Origin of the sequence: Cyanobium sp. Candia 9D4, assembly GCF_024346155.1 — a bacterium.
GTDB lineage: Bacteria > Cyanobacteriota > Cyanobacteriia > PCC-6307 > Cyanobiaceae > Cyanobium > Cyanobium minutissimum.
The window spans coordinates 475137-494985 of the sequence record NZ_JAGQCK010000002.1; the positions used below are offsets into that span (position 1 = coordinate 475137).

The 19849-nt window shown below is 71.6% G+C and carries 19 protein-coding genes; 8 read left to right on the top strand and 11 right to left on the bottom strand.

Annotated elements, in window-relative coordinates:
* Positions 1 to 10 precede the first annotated feature (10 nt).
* Both ligA and KBZ08_RS06925 read right to left on the bottom strand, forming a co-directional pair.
* The gene (ligA, locus tag KBZ08_RS06920; RefSeq protein ID WP_254972179.1) at positions 11 to 2125 is read right to left on the bottom strand and encodes an NAD-dependent DNA ligase LigA; all 2115 of its coding nucleotides are present in this window, start codon (positions 2123 to 2125) and stop codon (positions 11 to 13) included.
* A 3-nt stretch (positions 2126 to 2128) separates the two neighbouring features.
* Complete coding sequence (locus tag KBZ08_RS06925) at positions 2129 to 2551, bottom strand: hypothetical protein (RefSeq protein ID WP_106219489.1); 423 nt, start codon at positions 2549 to 2551, stop codon at positions 2129 to 2131.
* Positions 2552 to 2612: 61 nt separating this feature from the next.
* Between KBZ08_RS06925 and KBZ08_RS06930 the strand changes: the two genes are divergently transcribed.
* The 3 genes from KBZ08_RS06930 to KBZ08_RS06940 all read left to right on the top strand — a co-directional run bounded on the left by KBZ08_RS06930 (position 2613) and on the right by KBZ08_RS06940 (position 4618).
* A complete protein-coding gene (locus tag KBZ08_RS06930; RefSeq protein WP_254972180.1) occupies positions 2613 to 3155 on the top strand; it encodes a SprT family zinc-dependent metalloprotease in 543 nt (180 codons plus the stop codon).
* Positions 3156 to 3284: 129 nt separating this feature from the next.
* On the top strand, positions 3285 to 4028 hold the full coding sequence (locus KBZ08_RS06935; protein ID WP_254972181.1) for a hypothetical protein: 744 nt from the start codon (positions 3285 to 3287) through the stop codon (positions 4026 to 4028).
* 68 nt (positions 4029 to 4096) lie between these two features.
* The gene (locus tag KBZ08_RS06940; RefSeq protein WP_106219487.1) at positions 4097 to 4618 is read left to right on the top strand and encodes a DUF1269 domain-containing protein; all 522 of its coding nucleotides are present in this window, start codon (positions 4097 to 4099) and stop codon (positions 4616 to 4618) included.
* Here KBZ08_RS06940 and KBZ08_RS06945 read toward each other — a convergent pair.
* The 4 genes from KBZ08_RS06945 to mnmG all read right to left on the bottom strand — a co-directional run bounded on the left by KBZ08_RS06945 (position 4539) and on the right by mnmG (position 8586).
* Positions 4539 to 5057: a hypothetical protein gene (locus KBZ08_RS06945; RefSeq protein WP_106219486.1), complete on the bottom strand. Its 519-nt coding sequence runs from the start codon at positions 5055 to 5057 to the stop codon at positions 4539 to 4541. The genes KBZ08_RS06940 and KBZ08_RS06945 overlap by 80 nt on opposite strands.
* Positions 5058 to 5134: 77 nt before the next feature.
* On the bottom strand, positions 5135 to 5746 hold the full coding sequence (locus tag KBZ08_RS06950) for a chorismate lyase (protein WP_254972182.1): 612 nt from the start codon (positions 5744 to 5746) through the stop codon (positions 5135 to 5137).
* A gap of 18 nt (positions 5747 to 5764) precedes the next feature.
* Positions 5765 to 6604, bottom strand: a complete 840-nt coding sequence (locus KBZ08_RS06955; protein WP_254972184.1) for a hypothetical protein — start codon at positions 6602 to 6604, stop codon at positions 5765 to 5767.
* A 26-nt stretch (positions 6605 to 6630) separates the two neighbouring features.
* Complete coding sequence (gene mnmG / locus KBZ08_RS06960) at positions 6631 to 8586, bottom strand: tRNA uridine-5-carboxymethylaminomethyl(34) synthesis enzyme MnmG (protein ID WP_254972185.1); 1956 nt, start codon at positions 8584 to 8586, stop codon at positions 6631 to 6633.
* Between the two features lie 91 nt (positions 8587 to 8677).
* On the opposite strand from mnmG, the gene KBZ08_RS06965 reads away from it, so the two are divergent.
* Positions 8678 to 9244 carry a cysteine hydrolase family protein gene (locus KBZ08_RS06965; protein WP_106219483.1) on the top strand — a complete coding sequence of 189 codons (567 nt, stop codon included), beginning with the start codon at positions 8678 to 8680 and terminating at the stop codon, positions 9242 to 9244.
* A gap of 6 nt (positions 9245 to 9250) precedes the next feature.
* Here KBZ08_RS06965 and KBZ08_RS06970 read toward each other — a convergent pair whose 3' ends face one another.
* The 4 genes from KBZ08_RS06970 to KBZ08_RS06985 form a co-directional block, all read right to left on the bottom strand.
* The gene (locus KBZ08_RS06970) at positions 9251 to 9970 is read right to left on the bottom strand and encodes a sterol desaturase family protein (RefSeq protein WP_106219482.1); all 720 of its coding nucleotides are present in this window, start codon (positions 9968 to 9970) and stop codon (positions 9251 to 9253) included.
* A 94-nt stretch (positions 9971 to 10064) separates the two neighbouring features.
* Complete coding sequence (dnaB, locus tag KBZ08_RS06975; protein WP_254972186.1) at positions 10065 to 11474, bottom strand: replicative DNA helicase; 1410 nt, start codon at positions 11472 to 11474, stop codon at positions 10065 to 10067.
* Positions 11475 to 11592: 118 nt separating this feature from the next.
* Positions 11593 to 12054 carry a 50S ribosomal protein L9 gene (rplI, locus tag KBZ08_RS06980; RefSeq protein ID WP_106219480.1) on the bottom strand — a complete coding sequence of 154 codons (462 nt, stop codon included), beginning with the start codon at positions 12052 to 12054 and terminating at the stop codon, positions 11593 to 11595.
* Positions 12055 to 12096: 42 nt separating this feature from the next.
* Complete coding sequence (locus tag KBZ08_RS06985) at positions 12097 to 13113, bottom strand: fatty acid desaturase (protein ID WP_254972187.1); 1017 nt, start codon at positions 13111 to 13113, stop codon at positions 12097 to 12099.
* A 56-nt stretch (positions 13114 to 13169) separates the two neighbouring features.
* On the opposite strand from KBZ08_RS06985, the gene KBZ08_RS06990 reads away from it, so the two are divergent.
* Positions 13170 to 13985: a hypothetical protein gene (locus KBZ08_RS06990; protein ID WP_254972188.1), complete on the top strand. Its 816-nt coding sequence runs from the start codon at positions 13170 to 13172 to the stop codon at positions 13983 to 13985.
* 1 nt (position 13986) lies between these two features.
* Here the strand turns inward: KBZ08_RS06990 and KBZ08_RS06995 are convergent, their stop codons facing one another.
* Entirely contained in the window at positions 13987 to 14865 is an 879-nt protein-coding gene (locus KBZ08_RS06995) for a fatty acid desaturase (RefSeq protein ID WP_219903841.1), read from the bottom strand.
* A gap of 206 nt (positions 14866 to 15071) precedes the next feature.
* Here KBZ08_RS06995 and KBZ08_RS07000 point away from each other — a divergent pair, with 206 nt between their 5' ends.
* The 3 genes from KBZ08_RS07000 (at position 15072) to gcvP (ending at position 19777) form a co-directional block, all read left to right on the top strand.
* On the top strand, positions 15072 to 16385 hold the full coding sequence (locus KBZ08_RS07000; RefSeq protein WP_254972189.1) for a methionine gamma-lyase family protein: 1314 nt from the start codon (positions 15072 to 15074) through the stop codon (positions 16383 to 16385).
* 27 nt (positions 16386 to 16412) lie between these two features.
* Positions 16413 to 16802, top strand: coding sequence for a glycine cleavage system protein GcvH (gcvH, locus tag KBZ08_RS07005; protein WP_254972190.1), 390 nt, complete (start codon positions 16413 to 16415; stop codon positions 16800 to 16802).
* Positions 16803 to 16897: 95 nt separating this feature from the next.
* Positions 16898 to 19777: an aminomethyl-transferring glycine dehydrogenase gene (gene gcvP, locus KBZ08_RS07010; protein ID WP_396122388.1), complete on the top strand. Its 2880-nt coding sequence runs from the start codon at positions 16898 to 16900 to the stop codon at positions 19775 to 19777.
* Positions 19778 to 19849 lie beyond the last annotated feature (72 nt).

Sequence of the window (19849 nt, forward strand, 5' to 3'; positions counted from 1 at the left end):
CGGGGCCGCCTCAGCCCGGATCCGCCGCCAGCAGCGCCCGCAGGCCGTCCTCATCCAGCACGGCAACGCCCAGGGACTGGGCCTTGGTGAGTTTGCTGCCGGCCTCCTCGCCGGCCACCACGTAGCTGGTGCGGCGGCTCACCGAACCGCTCACTTTCCCCCCGGCCGCCTCGATCAGGGCCTGGGCCGCAGCGCGGCTCAGGGAGGGGAGGGTGCCGGTGAGCACGAAGCTGAGGCCCGTCAGGGGCGTCGCCGCCGGTGCCCCCCCATCGCTGCTGCCGTCCAGCTCCGGGGGGGCGGCCAGGGAGAAGCCCAGCGCCCCCAGCTGCTCCAGCAGCAACCGGTTGGCCGGCGTGGCGAACCACTGCCGCAGGGACTGGGCGATCTCGGGGCCGATGCCGAAGACCGCCGTGAGCGGATCCGGCGCCTCGCCGGCCTCGCCGCCTTCGTCGGTTTTCCCGGCGAGGGCGGCGGCCTCCAGCGCGGCGGCGCTGGGGAAGGCCCGGGCCAGGGCCTTGGCGTTGACCTCGCCTACATGGTGGATGCCGAGGCCATAGAGCTGGCGGTGCCAGGGCTGCTGCTTCGACGCCTCCAGGGCGGCCACCAGCTTGGCGGCGGAGGTCTCCCCCATCCGCTCCAGGCTGGCCAGCAGGGCGGCATCGAGCCCGTAGAGGCCGGGGATCGACCGCACCAGACCCCGGTCCACCAGTTGCTCGATCAGCTTGATCCCGAGGCCGTCCACATCGAGGGCCCCCTTGCTCACCCAGTGGCGCAGGGACCCCCGCAGGATGGCGGGGCAGCCGTTGTTGACGCAGCGGGTGGCGGCCTCCCCCTCCTCCCGCACCAGGGCCGAACCGCACTCCGGGCAGGTGGGGGGCAGCTGCAGCCGACGGGCCCCCTCCGGACGCAGCTCGACCAGCACCCGCACCACTTCGGGGATGATCTCCCCCGCCTTGCGCACCACGATCGTGTCGCCGGCGCAGAGATCCAGCTCCGCCAGGCGATCGGCGTTGTGGAGGGTGGCGCGGCTCACGGTGGTGCCGGCCAGGGGCACCGGCTCGAACTCCGCCACCGGCGTGACGACCCCCGTGCGCCCCACCTGGCAGGTGAGGCGCAGCAGGCGGCTGGGGGCCTCCTCGGCGGCGTACTTAAGGGCGATCGCCCAGCGGGGCGCCTTCTGGGTGAAGCCCGCCTCCTCCTGCAGGCGCAGGTCATCGAGCTTCACCACCACCCCATCGGTGGCGTAGGGCAGCCCGCGGCGCTCCTGCTCCCAGCGGTCGCTGAAGGCCTTCACCGCCGCCAGATCGGGGCAGAGGGCGCAGTGGGGGTTGACCCGGAACCCGGCCGCCTTCAGCCACGCCAGGGCCTGCCACTGGCTGCGGGGCACGGCAGGGTCTCCAGGCCCGGCCTGCCAGTCCTCGGGCAGGTGCAGGGTATAGGCGAAGAACGACAGGCCCCGCGCGGCCACCACCTTCGGATCCAGCTGCCGCAGGGTGCCGGCACAGGCGTTGCGCGGATTGGCGAAGGCGGCTTCGCCCCGCTCGGCGCGCTCGGCGTTGATGGCGGCGAAGGTGGACTCCGGGATGAAGGCCTCGCCGCGCACCTCCACCCAGGCCGGCGGCTGCTCCAGGTCGAGGCGCAGGGGCACGCTGCGGATCGTGCGCACGTTGGCGGTGATCTCCTCGCCCCGCTCCCCGTCCCCCCGGGTGGCGGCCCGCACCAGCACCCCCTGCTCGTAGCTGAGGGCGAGGGCGTTGCCGTCGATCTTGAGCTCGCCCACCAACGGCAGGGCCGGAGCGGCGGATCCGGCCGGCGGCTCCCGGTCGAGCACCCGCAGCAGGCGGGTGTACCAGACGTCGAGTTCGTCGTGGGAGAAGGCGTTGTCGAGGCTCAGCAGGGGGATCCGGTGGGCCACGCTGGTGAAGCCCTCGGCCGGGGCACCGCCCACCCGGCGGGTGGGGCTGTCGGGCCGGATCAGCTCCGGATCGGCCTCCTCCAGCGCCACGAGTTCCCGGTAGAGCCGGTCATAGACCGGGTCCTCCATCACCGGAGCATCGAGCACGTAGTAGGCGTGGGCGGCGCGATTGAGCAGCCGCCGCAGTTCCTCCGCCCGGGCTTGGGCCACGGCTCAGGCGGCCGCCAGCTTGGTGATGCGGTCCACCCGCCAGGTCTCCTCCACCTTCACGAAGGTGAAGTCGAGGGGCAGCTCCTCCTTGCCGTCGCTCTTGAGCTTCACCGTCAGGATCACCTGGCCCTCCTGCAGCCGGGGACGGCCGGACTTGAGGTTGCGGTACTTGTTGAGCTGCAGGCCGGCCAGGAAGCGGATGAACTGCTGCCGGTTGACGTGGGAGCGGTAGTTGCGGGTGGTGAGCAGGTAGGCGCCGTCCACCTGGCCGGAGGCCACCTGGGTGAAGAACTGCTTGATCAGCGGATTGATGCCCCGGGCGCTGAGCACCAGCTTCACCGCCGAGACGGTCCAATAGAGCAGCAGGCCACCGGCCCCCGCCAGCAGGAGCTTGGTGCCGATGTCGCGGGCCAGTCCCCAGTCCATGGTGATCCCATCCGTTCGCAGCGTTGCAGAGTCTGACGGACGACCCCACCAGAATGGGCCGATGCCCCTGGAACCCCTGCTGCCCCTGTTCCACCGGCTCAACCGCGAGCATTTCGACGGCCAGCTCACCCGGGAGAGCCGGCCGCTGGTGGCCGTGCGCTGGAGTGACGGCCGCCTCACCCGCACCGCCGGGCTCTACCGCCGGGGGCGTCTGGCCGACGGGCGTGACCTCTGCGAGATCGTCCTCTCCCGCCCCCTGCTGGAGCCGCTGCCGCGGCAGGCCACCCTGGGCACCCTCTGCCACGAGATGATCCATGCCTGGGTGGACCGGGTGCTGGCGGTGCAGGAGGTCCATGGTCCCCGCTTCCGAACCCGGATGGAGCAGATCAACCGGGCCCAGGACGACTTTCAGGTGAGCCTGCGGCACCGCTATCCCCTGCCGGTGGCCGCCAGCCGCTGGATCGCCCGCTGCCCGCGCTGCGACAGCCGCACGCCCTACCAGCGCCGCCGGCAGGGCCTGGCCTGCCGCCACTGCTGCGAGCGCCTCCATGGGGGACGCTGGGATGCGAGCTGCCTGCTGGTGTTCGAGCCCAACACCGCCTAGGTTCTGGCGCAGGTGTTGGGGCCGATGGCGACGTTTCTGTGGACCCTGGAATGGGGCGGCTTCACCATTGCCCTGGTGGGGATGGGGCGGGAGCACTGGCTCTCCGGTCGGCGTCGTTAGATTGGCCTGATGCATCCGATGGATCAGGGCGACGGCCGCATGCGGGATCCCTGGGACCGCGATCCCCCCGAGCGCGAATCCCGTGACCGCGAACCCAGGGAGCGCGAACTCCGTGATCGCGACCTCCTGCAGCGCGATGGCCGCGAGCGTGACCTCCCCCGGCGCCCCCGTGGCGGCACCGATCCCCTCGACCAGCGTGTGGATCGGTGGGTGACCGCCGGCCGGCAGTTTGTCGAGGGGGTGGCGGGGTCCCGGCCCGGTGGCCGTCCAGCAGGGCGGGGGGCCGAGCGTCGCCCCCAGCTGCGGCCCCGGATCGACGACCTCGGCCGCTGGGTGGAGGGCCGTCTCGACTGGCTGCTCGACGATGGCGACGACTGGCGGGAACCCTGGCAGGAGAGCGACCGCGGCGCCCCCGGGGCCCCTGAGCCGGCCCCGGCTCCCCTCCGCTCCCGCCGGCCGATGCTCGAGGCAGTGTCCCGGCGCGGCCGCCCGGCTCCGCCGTCCCGTCCCCCAGGCGCCGAGGCCCGCTACGCCCCCGCCCCGTCTCCCTCGGCGCCCTCCGCTCCCGCCACCGGGGCCGACGATGACTGGCCCGATGACAACAGCTTCACCCTGCCCCGCTGGCAGCGCCCGGAGCCGGCCCGCCGCGATGCCGGTGGCGATCGCCTCCCGGGCTCCGGTGAGCCGGACGCGGCCTTCACCCCTCCTGCGGCCGGCCGGCCGCTGCCCCGCTCCACCCGCCGCCGTGCCTGAGCGGTCGACACCGCCATTTCGGCAGGCAGTGGGTTAGGACTGACGTCGTACCTGCAGGGATGTCGGCCATGAGCAGCCTGGTGGTGGTTGGGTTTCCGTCCGTCGAGGAGGCCGACCAGGTGCGGCGTCAGCTGGTGGAGATCCAGAAGGAGGAACTGATCGCCCTCGAGGACGCGGTGGTCGTCGAGGCCGAACCGGACGGCAAGGTGCGCCTGCACCAGTCGCTCAATCTCACCAAGGCCGGCGCCCTCGGCGGTGGCTTCTGGGGCACGCTCGTGGGGCTGCTGTTCCTCAACCCCCTGCTCGGGGCGGCCGTCGGCGCCGGCCTGGGGGCCGCCTCAGGTTCCCTGTCGGATCTGGGCATCAACGACAACTTCATGCGCGAGGTGGGTGAAACCCTCCCCCCCGGCAGCGCGGCCCTCTGCCTGCTGCTGCGCGACGCCACCCCCGACCGGCTGATCGAGCGGCTGCGGGTTCATGCGCCCCACGCCAAGCTGCTGCGCACCAACCTCAGCCATACCGACGAGGACCGGCTGCGTCAGATGCTCGAGCAGGCGAGCAAGCAGGCCCAGGCCCTGCGGCTGTCCTGAGCTTCGGGTTGACCCGGAAGCTGCAGCCCCGCTGACGCAATTCCCTGTTCACTGGCTTCACCAGGTCGCGGGGCACGTCAACGGCCATCTCCTCGGCCGAGATGCTGATCGACGGGGAGCCGTTCTGCAGGGCGCTGAGCAGATCGGCCCACAGGCTCACCATGGTGCGCTGGGCCTGGGGCACCAGCCCCAGGCGCTCGAGGTAGGGCGCGCACCCCTGGTGCAGCCAGAGGCTGGAGTGGTGATGGCCCGGCTGGGGCCGCATGGCCAGGCCGGCCGCCAGGGCTTCGGCGGTCGGTTCACCGCTGCTGCGGCGCAGGCCGGAGGCGACCAGCAGCTTTCCGGTGTGGACGGCGGAGACGCCGTAGCGGCGGCCCAGTTCGGTGAGGGTGAGCCAGTCCCCTCCCGGCGGGGTCTGGGCGCTGTGGCGGGTGGCCATGGTCCGGTTTCGAATGACCGAATCCTGGCCAGGGAGCCTGGAGCGTCAATTCGTCAACAGCAAACCGCCACACGGCGTTACTGAATTGATGAGTCTTTACGAACAGATCCTGCCTGGGCCGGTCCCAGCCACCGCTCCAGCGCCGGGGAGAACACCTCCCGGATCACCGTGAGCTCCCGCCCGTGGCGAAAGAAGCGGTAATGGCGGCTCCAGAAGGGGCCGTCGCAGCCGAAACGCTCCGCCAGCCAGGGTTCCTGCACCTGGCCGAGGCCATCCACCTCGCGATACAGCTCCGCCCGCCCCGCCGAGAGGCTGCGCCAGATCGGCAGCCGGCGATCCTGCAGATGGGCCTCCGCCTCGGCCCGGTTCCACCAGCTCTCGGCCCAGCCCAGGGTCTGGGGCCCGCAGGTGAGCCACACCTGGCGCCGCAGCAGCGGCTCGGCCAGTTCGGCCACCTCCGCCGGCGCGCCGGGGGAGACCCCCGGTTCGGAAGCCATGGCGATCAGCTCCACCTCCACCGGATGGCCGGTGAGCAGCTGCAGGTGGCGCGTCGGGCTGCCGTCCCCGAGCAGCAGCAGCGTCCACGGGCCGGTGAGCTCACCGCCGGCCGGCGGCTGCGGGCGCTCGGCGGCACTGGCTTGCCACAGACACGCGGGGGACGGCAACAGGCCGCCGGTGGCTTGGTTCATGGCGGGCCGGAGGGCAGGTCAGTAGCCGTTGCTGATCGAGATGCGCCGCACCTCGCCGCCCCGTTCGATCATGGCGGTGTCGCCATCGGCGGAGCGAAGCCGCCAGCCGCTGGATCCGATCGCTTCGCCGACGCTGACGCTGGTGGAGCTCCCCCCCATCTGGAAGATCGCCGAGGCGGGCCGGCCCGCCGAGCCCACCACCCCCACCAGTTCGGGCACGGGCCCAGCGGCCGGGGCGGCGCTCCGTTGGGCGTAGCCCCCATCCCCACCGGTGGCGGGGGGCGCAGCGGCGGCCAGTTTCGGACTCACCGGCACCCGCAAAACCGGGGCCCTCGAGCCCTCCGGCTGGGGCAGCTGGGAGAGCTGCTCGATCCAGGGTTCCTCCGGCGGCGGTGGCAGCTGGTCGCTGGCGAGCGGCAGGACGGACGGGCCGCCGGCCAGGTTGGCGCCGACGCCGGCTCCGAGCGGGGAGGGGTTGGCCGGGCCGAGGCTCCGCAGCCGTTCCACCAGCAGCAGGCTGCGCTCCTGGCTGAGGGCCTGCTGCATGCGGCTGGAGTGGGTGAGATACAGCACCGAACTGGCGACGCTGACCATGCAGACCCCGCCCATGGCCGTGAGCAGCAGGGTGTTGCGGTCGGCCCGCGACGGGGCCGGGGCCGGGGCGGCCGGCCGTCCCCGCAGCCGCCGCACCGAGGGGGCCAGGGGCAGGGCCGGGGGGGCCTCGGCCTGGGAGGCCACGTCGAGATCGATGGTGGCCTCCGGGTCGAAGACCCGGTTCATCATCTGCTCGGCCTTCAGCTCCCAGTAGGCGCGGGAGGTGGGAATGCCGCGCAGGGGACGCCGAGGGGAGGGGCTCATCTGCAGTCCTCGGCGTCAGGCGTGCGTCACTGTAACGATGCTTCCACGGTCTGACGAGGGGCCGGCGGCTCCCGGCGCCGCTGCAGCTCCAGCCAGAGCAGCAGGGCGTTGACATCGGCGGGGCTGACCCCGGGAATGCGGGAGGCCTGGCCCAGGCTGTGGGGCTGGATCGCCGCCAGTTTCTCGCGGGCCTCCGCCGAGAGGGTGCCGATGGCGGCGTAGTCCACACCAGGCGGGATGGCCCGATCGAGCTGGCGGCGCACCCGCGCGATCTGCTGTTCCTGGCGGGCCAGATAGCCGCTGTACTTGATGTCGATCTCGGCGCCGTCGCGCACATCGATCGGCAGATCCGGATCCAGGAGCCCCAGCCGCACCAGATCCTCGCCGTGCAGGCCCGGCCGGCGCAGCAGGTCGGCCAGGGTGATCGAGCCGTTGATGCCGGCGCCGGTGGCGGCGGCCACGGCGGTGGCGGCGGCATCGGAGGCCTTGAGCCGCACCGTTTCCAGCCGCTGCTTCTCGGTGTCAATGGCGGCCTGTTTCTGCTCGAACAGGCGCCAGCGCCGTTCGTCGATCAGGCCCAGCCGGTGGCCGAGGGGCGTGAGCCGCCGGTCGGCGTTGTCGCCGCGCAGCACCAGGCGGTACTCGCTGCGGCTGGTCAGCACCCGGTAGGGCTCCTTCAGGTCCTGGGTGACCAGGTCGTCCACCAGGGTGCCGATATAGCTGCCCTCCCGGGGGAAATGCACCGGGTCCTGGCCCCCCAGCAGCCGGGCGGCGTTCAGGCCGGCCACCAGCCCCTGGGCGGCGGCCTCTTCGTAGCCGGTGGTGCCGTTGAGCTGGCCCGCCGAGAACAGGCCCCGCACCCGTTTGGTTTCCAGGGACGGCTCCAGCTGGGTGGCCGGCAGGATGTCGTAGTCGACGGCGTAGGCGGGGCGCAGCATCACGCAGGCCTCCAGCCCGGGCAGGGTGCGCAGCAGGGCCAGCTGCAGCGATTCGGGCAGGCCGGTGGAGAAGCCCTGGACATAGAGCTCGGGCGTGTCGCGCCCCTCCGGCTCCAGGAAGATCTGGTGGCTGTCCTTGTCGGCGAAGCGCACGATCTTGTCTTCGATCGACGGGCAGTAGCGGGGCCCCTTGCTGTCGATGAAGCCGCCGTAGATCGGCGTGAGGTGCAGGTTGTCGCGGATCAGCTGGTGGGTGGCCGCCGTGGTGCGGGTGATGTGGCAGGCCATCTGCTCGCCGCTCACCCGGGCGGTGGGATCGAAGCTGAAGAAGCGGTCGGCGGCGTCGCTGGGCTGCTCCTCCAGTTGGTCGAGGGCCACGCTGCGCCGGTCGACGCGGGCGGGGGTGCCGGTCTTGAGCCGGTCGGTGCGGAAGCCCAGGGCCTGCAGCGCTTCGGTGAGCCCTTCGGCGGGCTGCTCGCCGGCCCGGCCCGCCGCCATCGAGCGGTTCCCCACCCAGATGCGGCCCCCCAGGAAGGTGCCGGTGGTGAGGATCACGGCGCCGGCGCCGTAGACACTGCCGAAGTAGGTGCGCACGCCGATCACCCGGGCCGGCGAGCCGGCCGGATCGTTGGGATCGCCCTCCAGCTCCAGCCCCGTGACCATCGCTTCACGCAGGGCCAGGTGGGGGGTGTGCTGCAGCAGCTGCAGCATCTGGCGGGCGTACTGGCGTTTGTCGGTCTGGGCCCGCAGCGCCCACACGGCCGGGCCGCGGCTGGCGTTGAGCAGCCGTTTCTGCAGGGCGGTGGCATCCGCCAGCCGGCCGATCACCCCGCCGAGGGCATCCACCTCATGCACCAGCTGGCTCTTGGCCGGGCCGCCCACGGCCGGGTTGCAGGGCTGCCAGGCGATGCGGTCGAGGTTGAGCGTGAACAGGGCCGTCGAGACCCCCAGCCGCGCAGCGGTGAGGGCCGCCTCGCAGCCGGCATGGCCGCCGCCGACCACGATCAGGTCGAAGCGTTCGGTGGGGTCTGCGCTGAGGGCCATGCCTTGAATGTATGGCGTGGCAGGGGCCGGTGGGGCTGGGGGACATGGTCGGGCGGCCGATGATGGAGCCCTGCGGCCGAGGTACCTGCCCATGCGCACCGCCCTGGTGCTGATCGATCTGATCAACGACCTGATCCACCCCGATGGGGCGATGCCCACCTACGCCGCCGAAGTGCAGCGACGCGGGGTGCTGGCGGCGGCCAACCAGGCGCTGGAGCGGGCCCGCGCCCGGGGCTGGCCCACGCTCCTGGTGAAGGTGGCCTTCCGGGCCGGCTACCCGGAGCTGCCCGCCCATGCGCCGTTCCTGGGCCGGGCCCGGGAGCTGGGGGGCCTGCGGCTCGGCCAGTGGGGCACGGATTTCCACGCCGATCTGGCGGTGGAGCCCGGCGACCCGGTGCTGGTGAAGCACCGGGTGAGCCCCTTCCACGGCACCGCCCTGGCGACGCTGCTGCGGGCCGCGGGGATCGAGCGGCTGCTGCTGGGGGGGGTGAGCACCGCCTGGGCGCTTCAGGCGGCGGTCCGGGAGGGCCACGACCGGGACTTCCGGGTGGTGCTGGTGGAGGACGCCTGCGCCGCGGCGAGCCCGCAGGAGCACGACCAATCCATCGGGCAGCTCTCCCGCCTGGCCGCTGTGGTGCGGGCCGCCGATCTGGCCTGATCGCGCTCAGGCGGCCGGTGGCTGCAGCGAAGCGGCGTAGGCGGGATCCTCGGTGCCGAACACCCGATCCCAGAAGGTGAAGTAGAGCCCGAAATGGTGGCCGTGGCGGCGGTGGTGCACGGAGTGGTGGGCGGGGCCGATCAGCCAGCGCCCCAGCCAGTGGTGGGGGAAGTGGAGCGGCAACACCTCCAGGCCCAGATGGTTGACCACGGCCCACACCGTCATCGTGGTGAGCACCGCCAGCAGGGTGGCGAAATGCAGGGGAATCAGCAGCACGATGGCGACCAGGAACACGGCCTGAACAACGGCTTCCAGGGGGTCAAAGGCGAAGGAGGTCCAGGGTGTGGGCTGCCGTGATCGGTGGTGGCCCCGGTGAAACCAGGGGAACAGTTTCGGCTGGTGAAACAGACGGTGGGTGGCGTAGAAATAGGCATCCTGCAGCACCAGGACGGCCAGGTAACTGAGTGGCAGGGTCCACCAGCTTTCGGCATGGATCTGGCCATGCAGACGGGTCAGGCCCTGCTCCTGCAACGTCATCACCAGGGCGGTGGCCAGGGAGAAGATGGCGGCGGAGATGACGGACAGCTGGATGTCATTGAGAACCGACACCCTGGCCTCCTGCCGTTGATACAGAAGCCAGTGGGCAAAGCCGGCCATGGCGAGATAGCGCGCCAGAATGATGCCGAAAAACGTGAACAGATAGAACCAGAAGGAATGATGCTGCACGTATAGCTTCGCGATGCCTTGATCCTGAGGCTACTGGCAGTTTCGCTGGCGCGATACGGCGGATATCCCTATGCCGTGACGCGCTGCAGCGGATCTAGGCAGCGAGATTGCGGAAGCGGGTGAACTGGGGCTCGAACAGGAGCTTCACGGTGCCGACAGGGCCGTTGCGGTGCTTGGTGACGATCACTTCGGTGATGCCGCGGTCGGCGGTTTCCGGGTTGTAGTACTCGTCGCGGTAGATCATCAGCACCAGATCGGCATCCTGCTCGATCGAACCCGATTCCCGCAGGTCGCTGAGCATGGGGCGCTTGTTGGTGCGGGACTCGACACCGCGGCTGAGCTGGGAGAGGGCGATCACGGGCACGTGCAGTTCGCGGGCCATGCCCTTGAGGCCCCGGGTGATGCGGGAGAGTTCCTGCACCCGGTTGTCCGGGGTGCTGCCCTCCATCAGCTGCAGGTAATCGATCACGATCAGGCCCAGTTCCTTGCCGGTCTCGGCCATCAGGCGCCGGCAGAGGGAGCGCATTTCGAGCACACCGGAGTTGGGCTTGTCGTCGATGAACAGGGGCAGCTGGCCGAGGCTGTTGATGCCCTGGCCGAGCAGGGGCCATTCTTCCTGCTGCAGGCGGCCGGTGCGCAGGCGGCCGCTCTCGATGCCCACCTCCATCGACAGCAGGCGGTAGGTGAGCTGTTCCTTGCTCATCTCCAGGCTGAACACGCAGACCGGCAGCTGGTGCAGCTGGGCCACGTTCTTGGCGATGTTGAGCACGATCGAGGTCTTGCCCATGGCGGGCCGTCCGGCGACGATGATCAGGTCACTGCGCTGCAGGCCCTGGGTGATGGCGTCGAGGTCGTAGAAGTTGACCGGGATGCCGGCGACGGCGGTGCCGAGGGAGCGGCTCTCGATCTCGTTGAAGGTGCTGGTGAGGATCTCGGCGGTGGGGGTGAGGCCGGCGGTGGGTTTCTCCTGGCTGATGGCGAAGATCTTCTGCTCGGCCTCATCGAGCACCTGCTCCATCGGCAGGCTCTGGTCGAAGCCGAGCCGGATCACCTCGTTGGCGGAGCGGATCAGCTGGCGCCGCAGGTGCTTGTCCATCACCAGCCGGGCCACCTGGTCGATGGAGGCGGTGGAGAGGGTGCGCTCCACCAGCTCCACCAGCCGGGCACTGCCGCCCACCTTCTCCAGCTGGCCGGTGTCGGCGAGCCAGGCGGCCATGGCCGTGAGGTCGGTGGGCTTGCCCTGGCTGTGCAGCATCAGGGCGGTGCGGTAGATCTCGCGGTGGGCGCCGAGGTAGAAGGCCTCCGGCCGCAGCACATCCGCGACCCGGCCGATGGCGTCGGGGTCGAGGAGGATGCCGCCGAGCACCGACTCCTCCGCCTCCAGGTTCTGGGGCGGAACCGAATCGGGCAGGGCCTCAAAGCCGGCCTGTTCGTCGCGCCTGGATGGGGGCCGCGGACCGTCGGGCCGGGGTGGGTCGGAACCAGCCAGGGGCACGCTCACCATGGACGGGACTCCAGAACGCGACGGACCGGAGGAAATGCCGGATCGATCGGGATCGGGCGCCGGTGAGGACGATCACTCTGGCGCCCGGGGCGTAAAAGTTCGGTTCGCGGCTGGCCGATCAGTAGCTGACCACTTCCAGGTTGACGTCGGCGACGACCTCGGGGTGCAGCTTGACCTGCACCTTGTAGGAGCCGGTGCGGTGGATCTCGGGAACGGTGATGACGCGGCGATCCACTTCCTTCTTGGTGGCCGCCTCGATGGCCTCGGCCACATCACCGTTGGTGACGGTGCCGAACAGGACATCGTCGCCGCCGGTCTGCTTCTTGACGGTGAAGCGGCCGATGGTGTCGAGGGCGGTGCGGAAGGCGATCGCCTCGGCCTTCAGGGCCGCCTGGCGCTCCGCCTCCTTGGCCCGGCGGTGCTCCACCTGACGCAGCACCGCGGCAGTGACGGCCAGGGCCTTGCCGGTGGGAAGGAGGTAGTTACGGGCGTAACCGGGCGCGACATCCACCAGGTCCCCGTCTTTGCCCAGGGAAAGGATGTCCTCGCTCAGGACCACCTGCACACGCTTCTTGACCATGACAACGCCCCGGCTGAGCCATCTGAAATCCGATCGGCAAGCCTACGACATGGCCCTGGTGGGGGCTGCGGCCCGGGGCAGGCGGACCTGGGTGGCCAGGCCCAGGGCGCGCATCAGGCGGATGTGCTGCCAGGTGAGGTCGAACTGGCGGGGGCCGAAGCCATGGCGGGCCGAATGGGGATAGGCGTGGTGGTTGTTGTGCCAGCCCTCACCGAAGGTCAGCGCCGCCACCCAGGGGTTGTTCTTCGACTTGTCACCGCTGTCGTGGACGGCCTCGCCCCACATGTGGGTGGCCGAATTCACCAGCCAGGTGCACTGGTAGACGAGGACCAGGCGCAGGGGGATGCCCCACAGCACCAGGGCCCAGCCGCCGGCGCCGGTGACGGTGCCGATCCAGAACAGCAGCAGGCCCAGGGGCACCTGGAGCAGCAGGAAGCCCTTGTTCAGCCAGCGGTAGTAGGGGTCGGCGGCCAGGTCGCCGGTGAGCCGGGGCACGGCGGCCATGGCGGGAATCTCCTCGAACATCCAGGCCATGTGGGACCACCAGAAGCCCTTGTTGCTGTCGTGGTGATCCGCTTCCGTATCGGAGAACTTGTGGTGGTGGCGGTGCAGGCCCACCCAGTCGATGGGGCCGTGCTGGCAGCTGAGGGCGCCGCAGGTGGCGAAGAAACGCTCCAGCCACTGGGGCACCCGGAAGGAGCGGTGGCTGAGCAGGCGGTGGTAGCCGATCGTCACGCCCAGGCAGGCGGTGACCCAGTACATCACCAGCAGGGCAGCCACGGCCTCCAGGCTCCAGAAGCGGGGCAGCAGGGCCACCACCGCCAGGATGTGGATCAGCACCATGAAGCCGATCGTGCCCCAGCGGGTGCCCTTGGGGGAGACGCCGCGGGGCTCGCCGCGGCGCGGATCGTGCAGGGCCCGCGCCCGGACCAGGGCATCGGCCCCCTGGTTGATGGTGGCGGGACGGCGGGTGTGGCGGGCCCTGGTGCCGGCCTCACGGCGGTTGCCGGATGGGGCGCCTGGCTGGATGCCGGGGCGGGAGAGGGGGGTGACGGCCATGAAGGACCGGGCTCCTGTTGAGTGATTACAATGGTAGCAATACGAATCCTGATCGAGTGGGATATCGAGACGAACTCGTATCTGGCCGCGTCGCCTTCGCCCACCTGATCCGCGTCTGGCATGAGCGCAACGGCTGGTCCCACCGGGTTCTGCCGATGCTGGCCGAGGCCCTCGACCTGGGTCGGGTGCACAACTCCCAGCTCTCGATGCTGCGCAACGGCAAGCTCGCCTCCCCGGGCCCTGAGGTGTTCCTGGCCCTGGGCAGCGTCAACCTGTGGCTCGATGCCCAGGCCCCCGGGGGCCGGCTGGAGCCGCTCCCGGCCCGCACCCTGCTGGCGGCCAACCCTGAGCTGTTCGAAGCCCTCAGCAGCTCGGCCCTGCCGGTGCGCGACGAGCAGCAGCGGGTGCTGGGGCCCGGGGCCCTGCTCGAGGTGTTCGTGGGCTTCCGCCAGCCGCCGGCCAGCTTCGATCTGCGCATCAGCGAGGCGGAGGCCGCGGGGCTCAGCGGGGCCCTGGCCCAGCTGCTCACCGCCGGCCGGCCCTGGCGCGACTGCCGCGACCGGCTGATGGCGGCCTATCCGGTGGCCAAGCGCCAGCGGCGGGAGCGCTTCGCCGAGGTGATCGCCGGCCAGCGCGACTACACGGCGGTGGAACTCGACGCCGAGCTGCCCGAGCTGCGGCGCACCCTGGCGGCCCTGGGGGCGGCGGGGGAGGAGGAGCTGGGCCCGGACCGCTTCCTGGAGCTGCTGCGGCAGCGGGCCCGGCGCCTGCAGGGGGACGGCTCCCACCAGGCCCCGGACGACCTGGCGGCCGCCATCCGCCGCGAGATCGGCACGGCGATCCCGGCGGCGGTGGAACCGGCCGAGCTGTGAGTCAGGCGCCGGCGCCCGCGTCGGCACGCCGGCCGAAGCCCGGGGCGATGCGCACCTTCCTGGCCAGGCCGAGGGCCCGCAGGGCGCGGATGTGCTGCCAGGTGATGTCGAACTCGAACCAGCGCAGTCCGTGGCGGGCCGAGTGGGGGTAGGCGTGGTGGTTGTTGTGCCAGCCCTCGCCGAAGGTCAGCAGGGCCACCCACCAGCAGTTGCGGGAGCGGTCCGGGCAGTCGAAATTGCGGTAGCCGAAGGCGTGGGTGGCGGAGTTCACCAGCCAGGTGACGTGATACACGAGCACCAGGCGCAGGGGGATGCCCCAGAGCACCAGCCCCAGGCCGCCGCCATGGACGCCCGCGGCGTTGCCATACCAGTACAGGGCGGCCCCAAGGGGCAGCTGCAGCAGCAGGAACCAGCGGTCCAGCCAGCGGTAGAAGGGGTCCTTCTCCATGTCGCCGGTGAAGCGGTGGATCTCGGTGAGGGCCGGGATCCTGTGCAGCATCCACTCGCTGTGGGCCCACCAGAGGCCGCGGGCGGCGTCGTGGTGGTCGTTGGGCTGGTCGGAGAAGAGGTGGTGGTGGCGGTGCAGGCCCACCCATTCGATCGGTCCGCTCTGGCAGGCCAGGGTGCCCATCAGCACCAGCAGCCGCTCCACCCAGCGGGGCGCCTCGAAGCCCCGGTGCGCCACCAGCCGGTGCAGCCCCAGGGTCACCCCCAGCACCGTGGCCCAGTAGAGGACCGCCAGCACGATCACCCCCTGGAGGCTCCAGAAGCGCGGCAGCAGGGCGAAGACGGCGCCCACATGGATGGCCAGCATGAAGCCGGTGGTGCCGGTCTTGAATTTGCGCTGGTTGGCCGGCAGGGGCGGGCGGGGTCCCTCCATGGCCGCCAGCAGCTGGGCCTTCTTGCGGGAATGGCTGGTGTCCTGCAGGGGCACCCGCACGGTCCGGGCGCTCTGGCCTGATCGGGAGGCTTCGGAACGTGCGACCAAGCGGTTCTCCGGTGGAAGGGCGGGGGGGCTCTGGGGCTCGGCTTCCCATCCTCACCCACGGCGACGATGGCAGAGTGACCCCTGCTGGTCCCAGGGCTTTGGAGCAGGTCTGTCCCGGCCCCACCGGCCCCACGGACACGGCGCACCCCGCCGACACCGTCGCCGCCGCCCTTGAGCGGCTGGCCCCGGTGGCCGCCCGCCGCACCGCCGCCGTACGGCCCCGCCTGGCGCGGGTGCTGGACGCCTTCGCCGCCGAACGCCTCGGCGTGCATCACTTCGCCTCGGTCAGCGGCTACGGCCACGGCGACCTGGGCCGGGAGGTGCTGGACCGGGTCTTCGCCCGGGTGCTGCAGGCCGAGGCGGCCGCCGTGCGGCTCCAGTTCGTCAGCGGCACCCACGCCATCACCGCCGCCCTGTTCGGGGTGCTGCGGCCCGGGGACCGGCTGCTGGCCCTCACCGGCCGTCCCTACGACACCCTTGAGGAGGTGATCGGCCTGCGGGGCACGGGCCAGGGGTCCCTGGCCGAGTTCGGCATCACCTACGACGAGCTGCCCCTCGGCGCCGATGGCGAGGTGGACGAGGCGGGCCTGGAGGACGCCCTGGCCCCCGAGACCCGGATGGTGCTGATCCAGCGCAGCTGCGGTTACAGCTGGCGCCCCTCCCTGCCTGTGGCCACGATCGGGCGCCTCTGTGAGCGGGTCAGGGTGCTGCGGCCCGACTGCGTCTGCTTCGTCGACAACTGCTACGGGGAACTGGTGCAGGAGCTGGAACCCACCGCGGTGGGGGCCGACCTGATCGCCGGCTCCCTGATCAAGAACCTCGGCGGCACCATCGCCCCAACAGGGGGCTACGTGGCCGGCCGCCGCGACCTGGTGGACATGGCCTGCTGCCGGCTCACCGCCCCGGGCATCGGCAGCGAGGGCGGCACCGGTTTCGACCAGTACCGCCTGCTGTTCCAGGGGCTGTTCCTGGCCCCCCAGATGGTGGCCGAGGCCCTGATCGGGGCCGATCTGGTGGCCGAGGTGTTCGCCGGTCTGGGCTATGCGGTGAACCCCGCCGCCGGCGCCGAGCGCAGCGATGTGATCCAGGCGGTCCGGCTCGGCCATGCCGAGCGGCTGATCGCCGTCTGCCGGGCGTTCCAGCGCAGCTCACCGGTGGGGGCCTACCTCGATCCGGTGCCGGCCCCCATGCCCGGCTATGCCAGCGATCTGGTGATGGCGGGCGGCACCTTCATCGACGGCAGCACCAGCGAGTTCTCCGCCGACGCGCCGCTGCGGGAACCCTGGGTGCTCTACGCCCAGGGCGGCACCCACCACGGCCATGTGGCCCTGGCCCTCGAGCGGGCCCTGGCGGCCCTGGCGTCCCTTGGTGACATCGGGAAGGCCCCGGACTGCGCCGCTCGGTCAGACTGATGGCCGCTTCTCCGCATCGCACCGGCCTTGGCGCACTCCTTCCCCGACGACTGCCGCTATTCCGAGAGCCACGAATACGTGCGTCCGGAGGGTGATCTGGTGCGGCTCGGGATCAGTTCCTTCGCCGTCGACCAGCTGGGGGACATCGTCTTCGTCGAGCTGCCGGCGGTGGGGGCCGCCCTGGCGCGCGGCACGAGCTTCGGCAGCGTCGAGTCGGTCAAGGCGGTGGAGGATCTGATGGCTCCGGTGAGCGGCACCGTGGAGGCCCGCAACGAGGCCGTCCTGGCCAGCCCCGAGGAGCTCCAGAACGATCCCTACGGCGAGGGCTGGCTGCTGCTGGTGCGGCTGGGGGCCCCCGCTGAGCTCGACGACCTGATGGATGCCGCCACCTACGGGGCCAAGGTGCAGGCGGGCTGATTGTCCTTAGGATCCCGCCACCTCCACGCCGAACGCCCGTGTCCGCCTCCTTCCTGGTCCGGCATCTGGGTCCGGATCCCGAGGATCAGCAGCGGATGCTGGCGGAGCTCGGCCTCGGGTCCCTCGATCAGCTGGCGGCCGAGGTCGTTCCCGCCGACATCCTGCTGACGGCGGAGGAGGCCGAGGTCGGCCTGCCGCTGCCCTGCCCGGAGGCCCAGGCCCTGAAGGAGCTGGGGGTGCTGGCCTCCCGCAACCAGGTGCTGCGCAGCCTGATCGGCCTCGGCTACCACGGCACGGCGACGCCGGCCCTGATCCAGCGCCATGTGCTGGAAAACCCCTGCTGGTACACCGCCTACACCCCCTACCAGGCGGAGATCGCCCAGGGGCGGCTGGAGGCCCTGCTCAACTTCCAGACCTTGGTCAGCGAGCTGACGGGGCTGCCGATCGCCAACGCCTCCCTGCTGGATGAGGCCACCGCCGCCGCCGAGGCGATGGCGATGGCGACGGCGGTCACGACCCGCCCCAGCGCCCGCCGCTTCCTGGTTGACCACGCCGTCCTGCCCCAGACCCTGGCCGTGCTCCACACCCGGGCCGAACCCCTGGGGATCGTCATCGAGACGTTCGACGCCGAAGCTGCCGCCAGCGGCCCCGATGGGGTGCTGGGCGAGGACGTGTTCGGCCTTCTGCTGCAGCTGCCCGGGGTCGAGGGGCGGCTCTGGGATCCCGCCGCGCTGCTGGCGGCGGCCCGCTCCCTCGGGGTGATCAGCACGGTGGCCGTGGATCCCCTCGCCCAGGCCCTGCTGGCCCCCGTGGGTGCCCTGGGCGCCGACATCGCCGTCGGCAGCCTGCAGCGCTACGGCGTGCCGATGGGCTTCGGGGGGCCCCACGCCGCCTTCTTCGCCACCCGGGAGGCGTTCAAGCGCCAGATCCCCGGTCGCCTGGTGGGCCAGTCGAAGGACGCGGAGGGGAACCCGGCCCTGCGGCTGGCCCTCCAGACCCGGGAGCAGCACATCCGGCGCGACAAGGCCACCAGCAACATCTGCACGGCCCAGGTGCTGCTCGCCGTGATGGCGAGCTTCTATGCGGTTCACCACGGCCCCGATGGCCTCGAGGCCATTGCCCGCCGCCTGCCGGTCCTGCGCCAGGGTCTGGTGCTCGGCCTGGACGCCCTGGGCCTGCCCGCCGATCCCGGGGCCGGCTTCGACACCGTCGTGGTGCGCACCGCCGCGGCCCCTGCCCTGCGCCTGCGGGCCGTGGCCGCCGGCTTCAACCTCCGCTGCGGGGTCCGGGGCGACGACGGCCAGGACGCCCTGGCCATCAGCCTCGATGAACTCTCCACGCCCGAGGAGCTGGCTGCCCTGCTGGGCGCCCTGGCGCCGGATGCTGCCGCCGGCGCGGCGGCCCAGGCGGCCCTGCGGGCCGGCCTGTCCACCCTGGAGGCCCGGCCCCTGGCGGAGCTGCTCGAGGGGGTGCCCCTGCGCCAGTGCCCCTGGCTGCGCCAGGAGGTGTTCCACCGCTATCGCAGCGAGACCGAACTGCTGCGCTACATCCAGCGCCTGGTGAGCAAGGACCTGTCGCTGGTCCACGGCATGATCCCCCTGGGCAGCTGCACGATGAAGCTCAACGCCGCGGCCGAGCTGGCCCCGGTGAGCTGGCCGGCCTTCGGCCAGATCCATCCCTTCGCCCCCGCCGACCAGACCGCCGGCTACGCCGCCCTGGTGGCGGATCTGGAGGCCTGGCTGGGGGCGATCACCGGGTTTGCGGGGGTGTCCCTGCAGCCGAATGCCGGCTCCCAGGGGGAGTACGCCGGCCTGATGGTGATCCGGGCCTGGCACCGCAGCCGGGGCGAGGGCCATCGCCAGGTGTGCCTGATCCCCACCAGCGCCCACGGCACCAATCCGGCCAGCGCCGTGATGGCGGGCATGCGGGTGGTGGCGGTGGCCTGCGATGCCCAGGGCAACATCGACATCGCTGACCTGGAGGCCAAGGCCGCCGCCCACGCCGCCGACCTGGCGGCCCTGATGGTCACCTACCCCTCCACCCACGGGGTGTTCGAGACCGGCATCCGCCGCATCTGTCAGGTGGTCCATGACCACGGCGGCCAGGTGTACCTCGACGGCGCCAACCTCAACGCCCAGGTGGGCCTCTGCAAGCCCGGCCTCTACGGCGCCGACGTCTGCCACCTCAACCTGCACAAGACCTTCTGCATCCCCCACGGCGGCGGCGGCCCCGGGGTGGGTCCGATCGGGGTGGCGGCCCACCTGGTGCCGTTCCTGCCCTCCCACCCCCTGGCCGTCGCCGCGGGCGACCGGGCCATCGGTCCGGTGTCGGCGGCCCCCCTGGGCAGTGCCGGCATCCTGCCGATCAGCTGGATGTACATCCGCATGATGGGGGGCTCGGGCCTGCGCACCGCCAGCCAGGTGGCCCTGCTGGCGGCCAACCTGATCGCCGAGCGTCTCGAGCCCCACTTCCCGGTGCTTTACCGGGGACGGGGCGGCCGGGTGGCCCACGAGTGCATCCTCGACCTGCGGCCCCTCAAGCGCAGCTGCGGCCTGGAGGTGGACGATCTGGCCAAGCGGCTGATGGACTACGGCTTCCATGCCCCCACCGTCAGCTGGCCCGTGGCCGGCACGGTGATGGTGGAGCCCACCGAGAGCGAGTCGCTGCCGGAGATCGACCGCTTCTGCGCGGCCATGGAGGGGATCCGCCGTGAGGCCTGGGCCATCGAGACCGGCGCCGCCGACCCCCTCGACAACCCGCTCAAACAGGCGCCCCACACCCTGGCGGCGGTCACCGCCGACCACTGGGATCGGGCCTACAGCCGCAGCGAGGCGGCCTTCCCCGCCGGGGAGAGTCAGCGGCAGGCCAAGTTCTGGCCGGCCGTCGCCCGCATCGACAACGCCTTCGGTGATCGGAACCTCGTCTGCACCTGCCCAAGCGTCGAGGAAGTGGCAATCCCGGAACTGGCCGCCTGAGTGTTCCGGCGGTACCTTTTCTCCCCGGGATGGCGCATCATTGCTGTGCCATCCCCACACGGCGATGGCAAC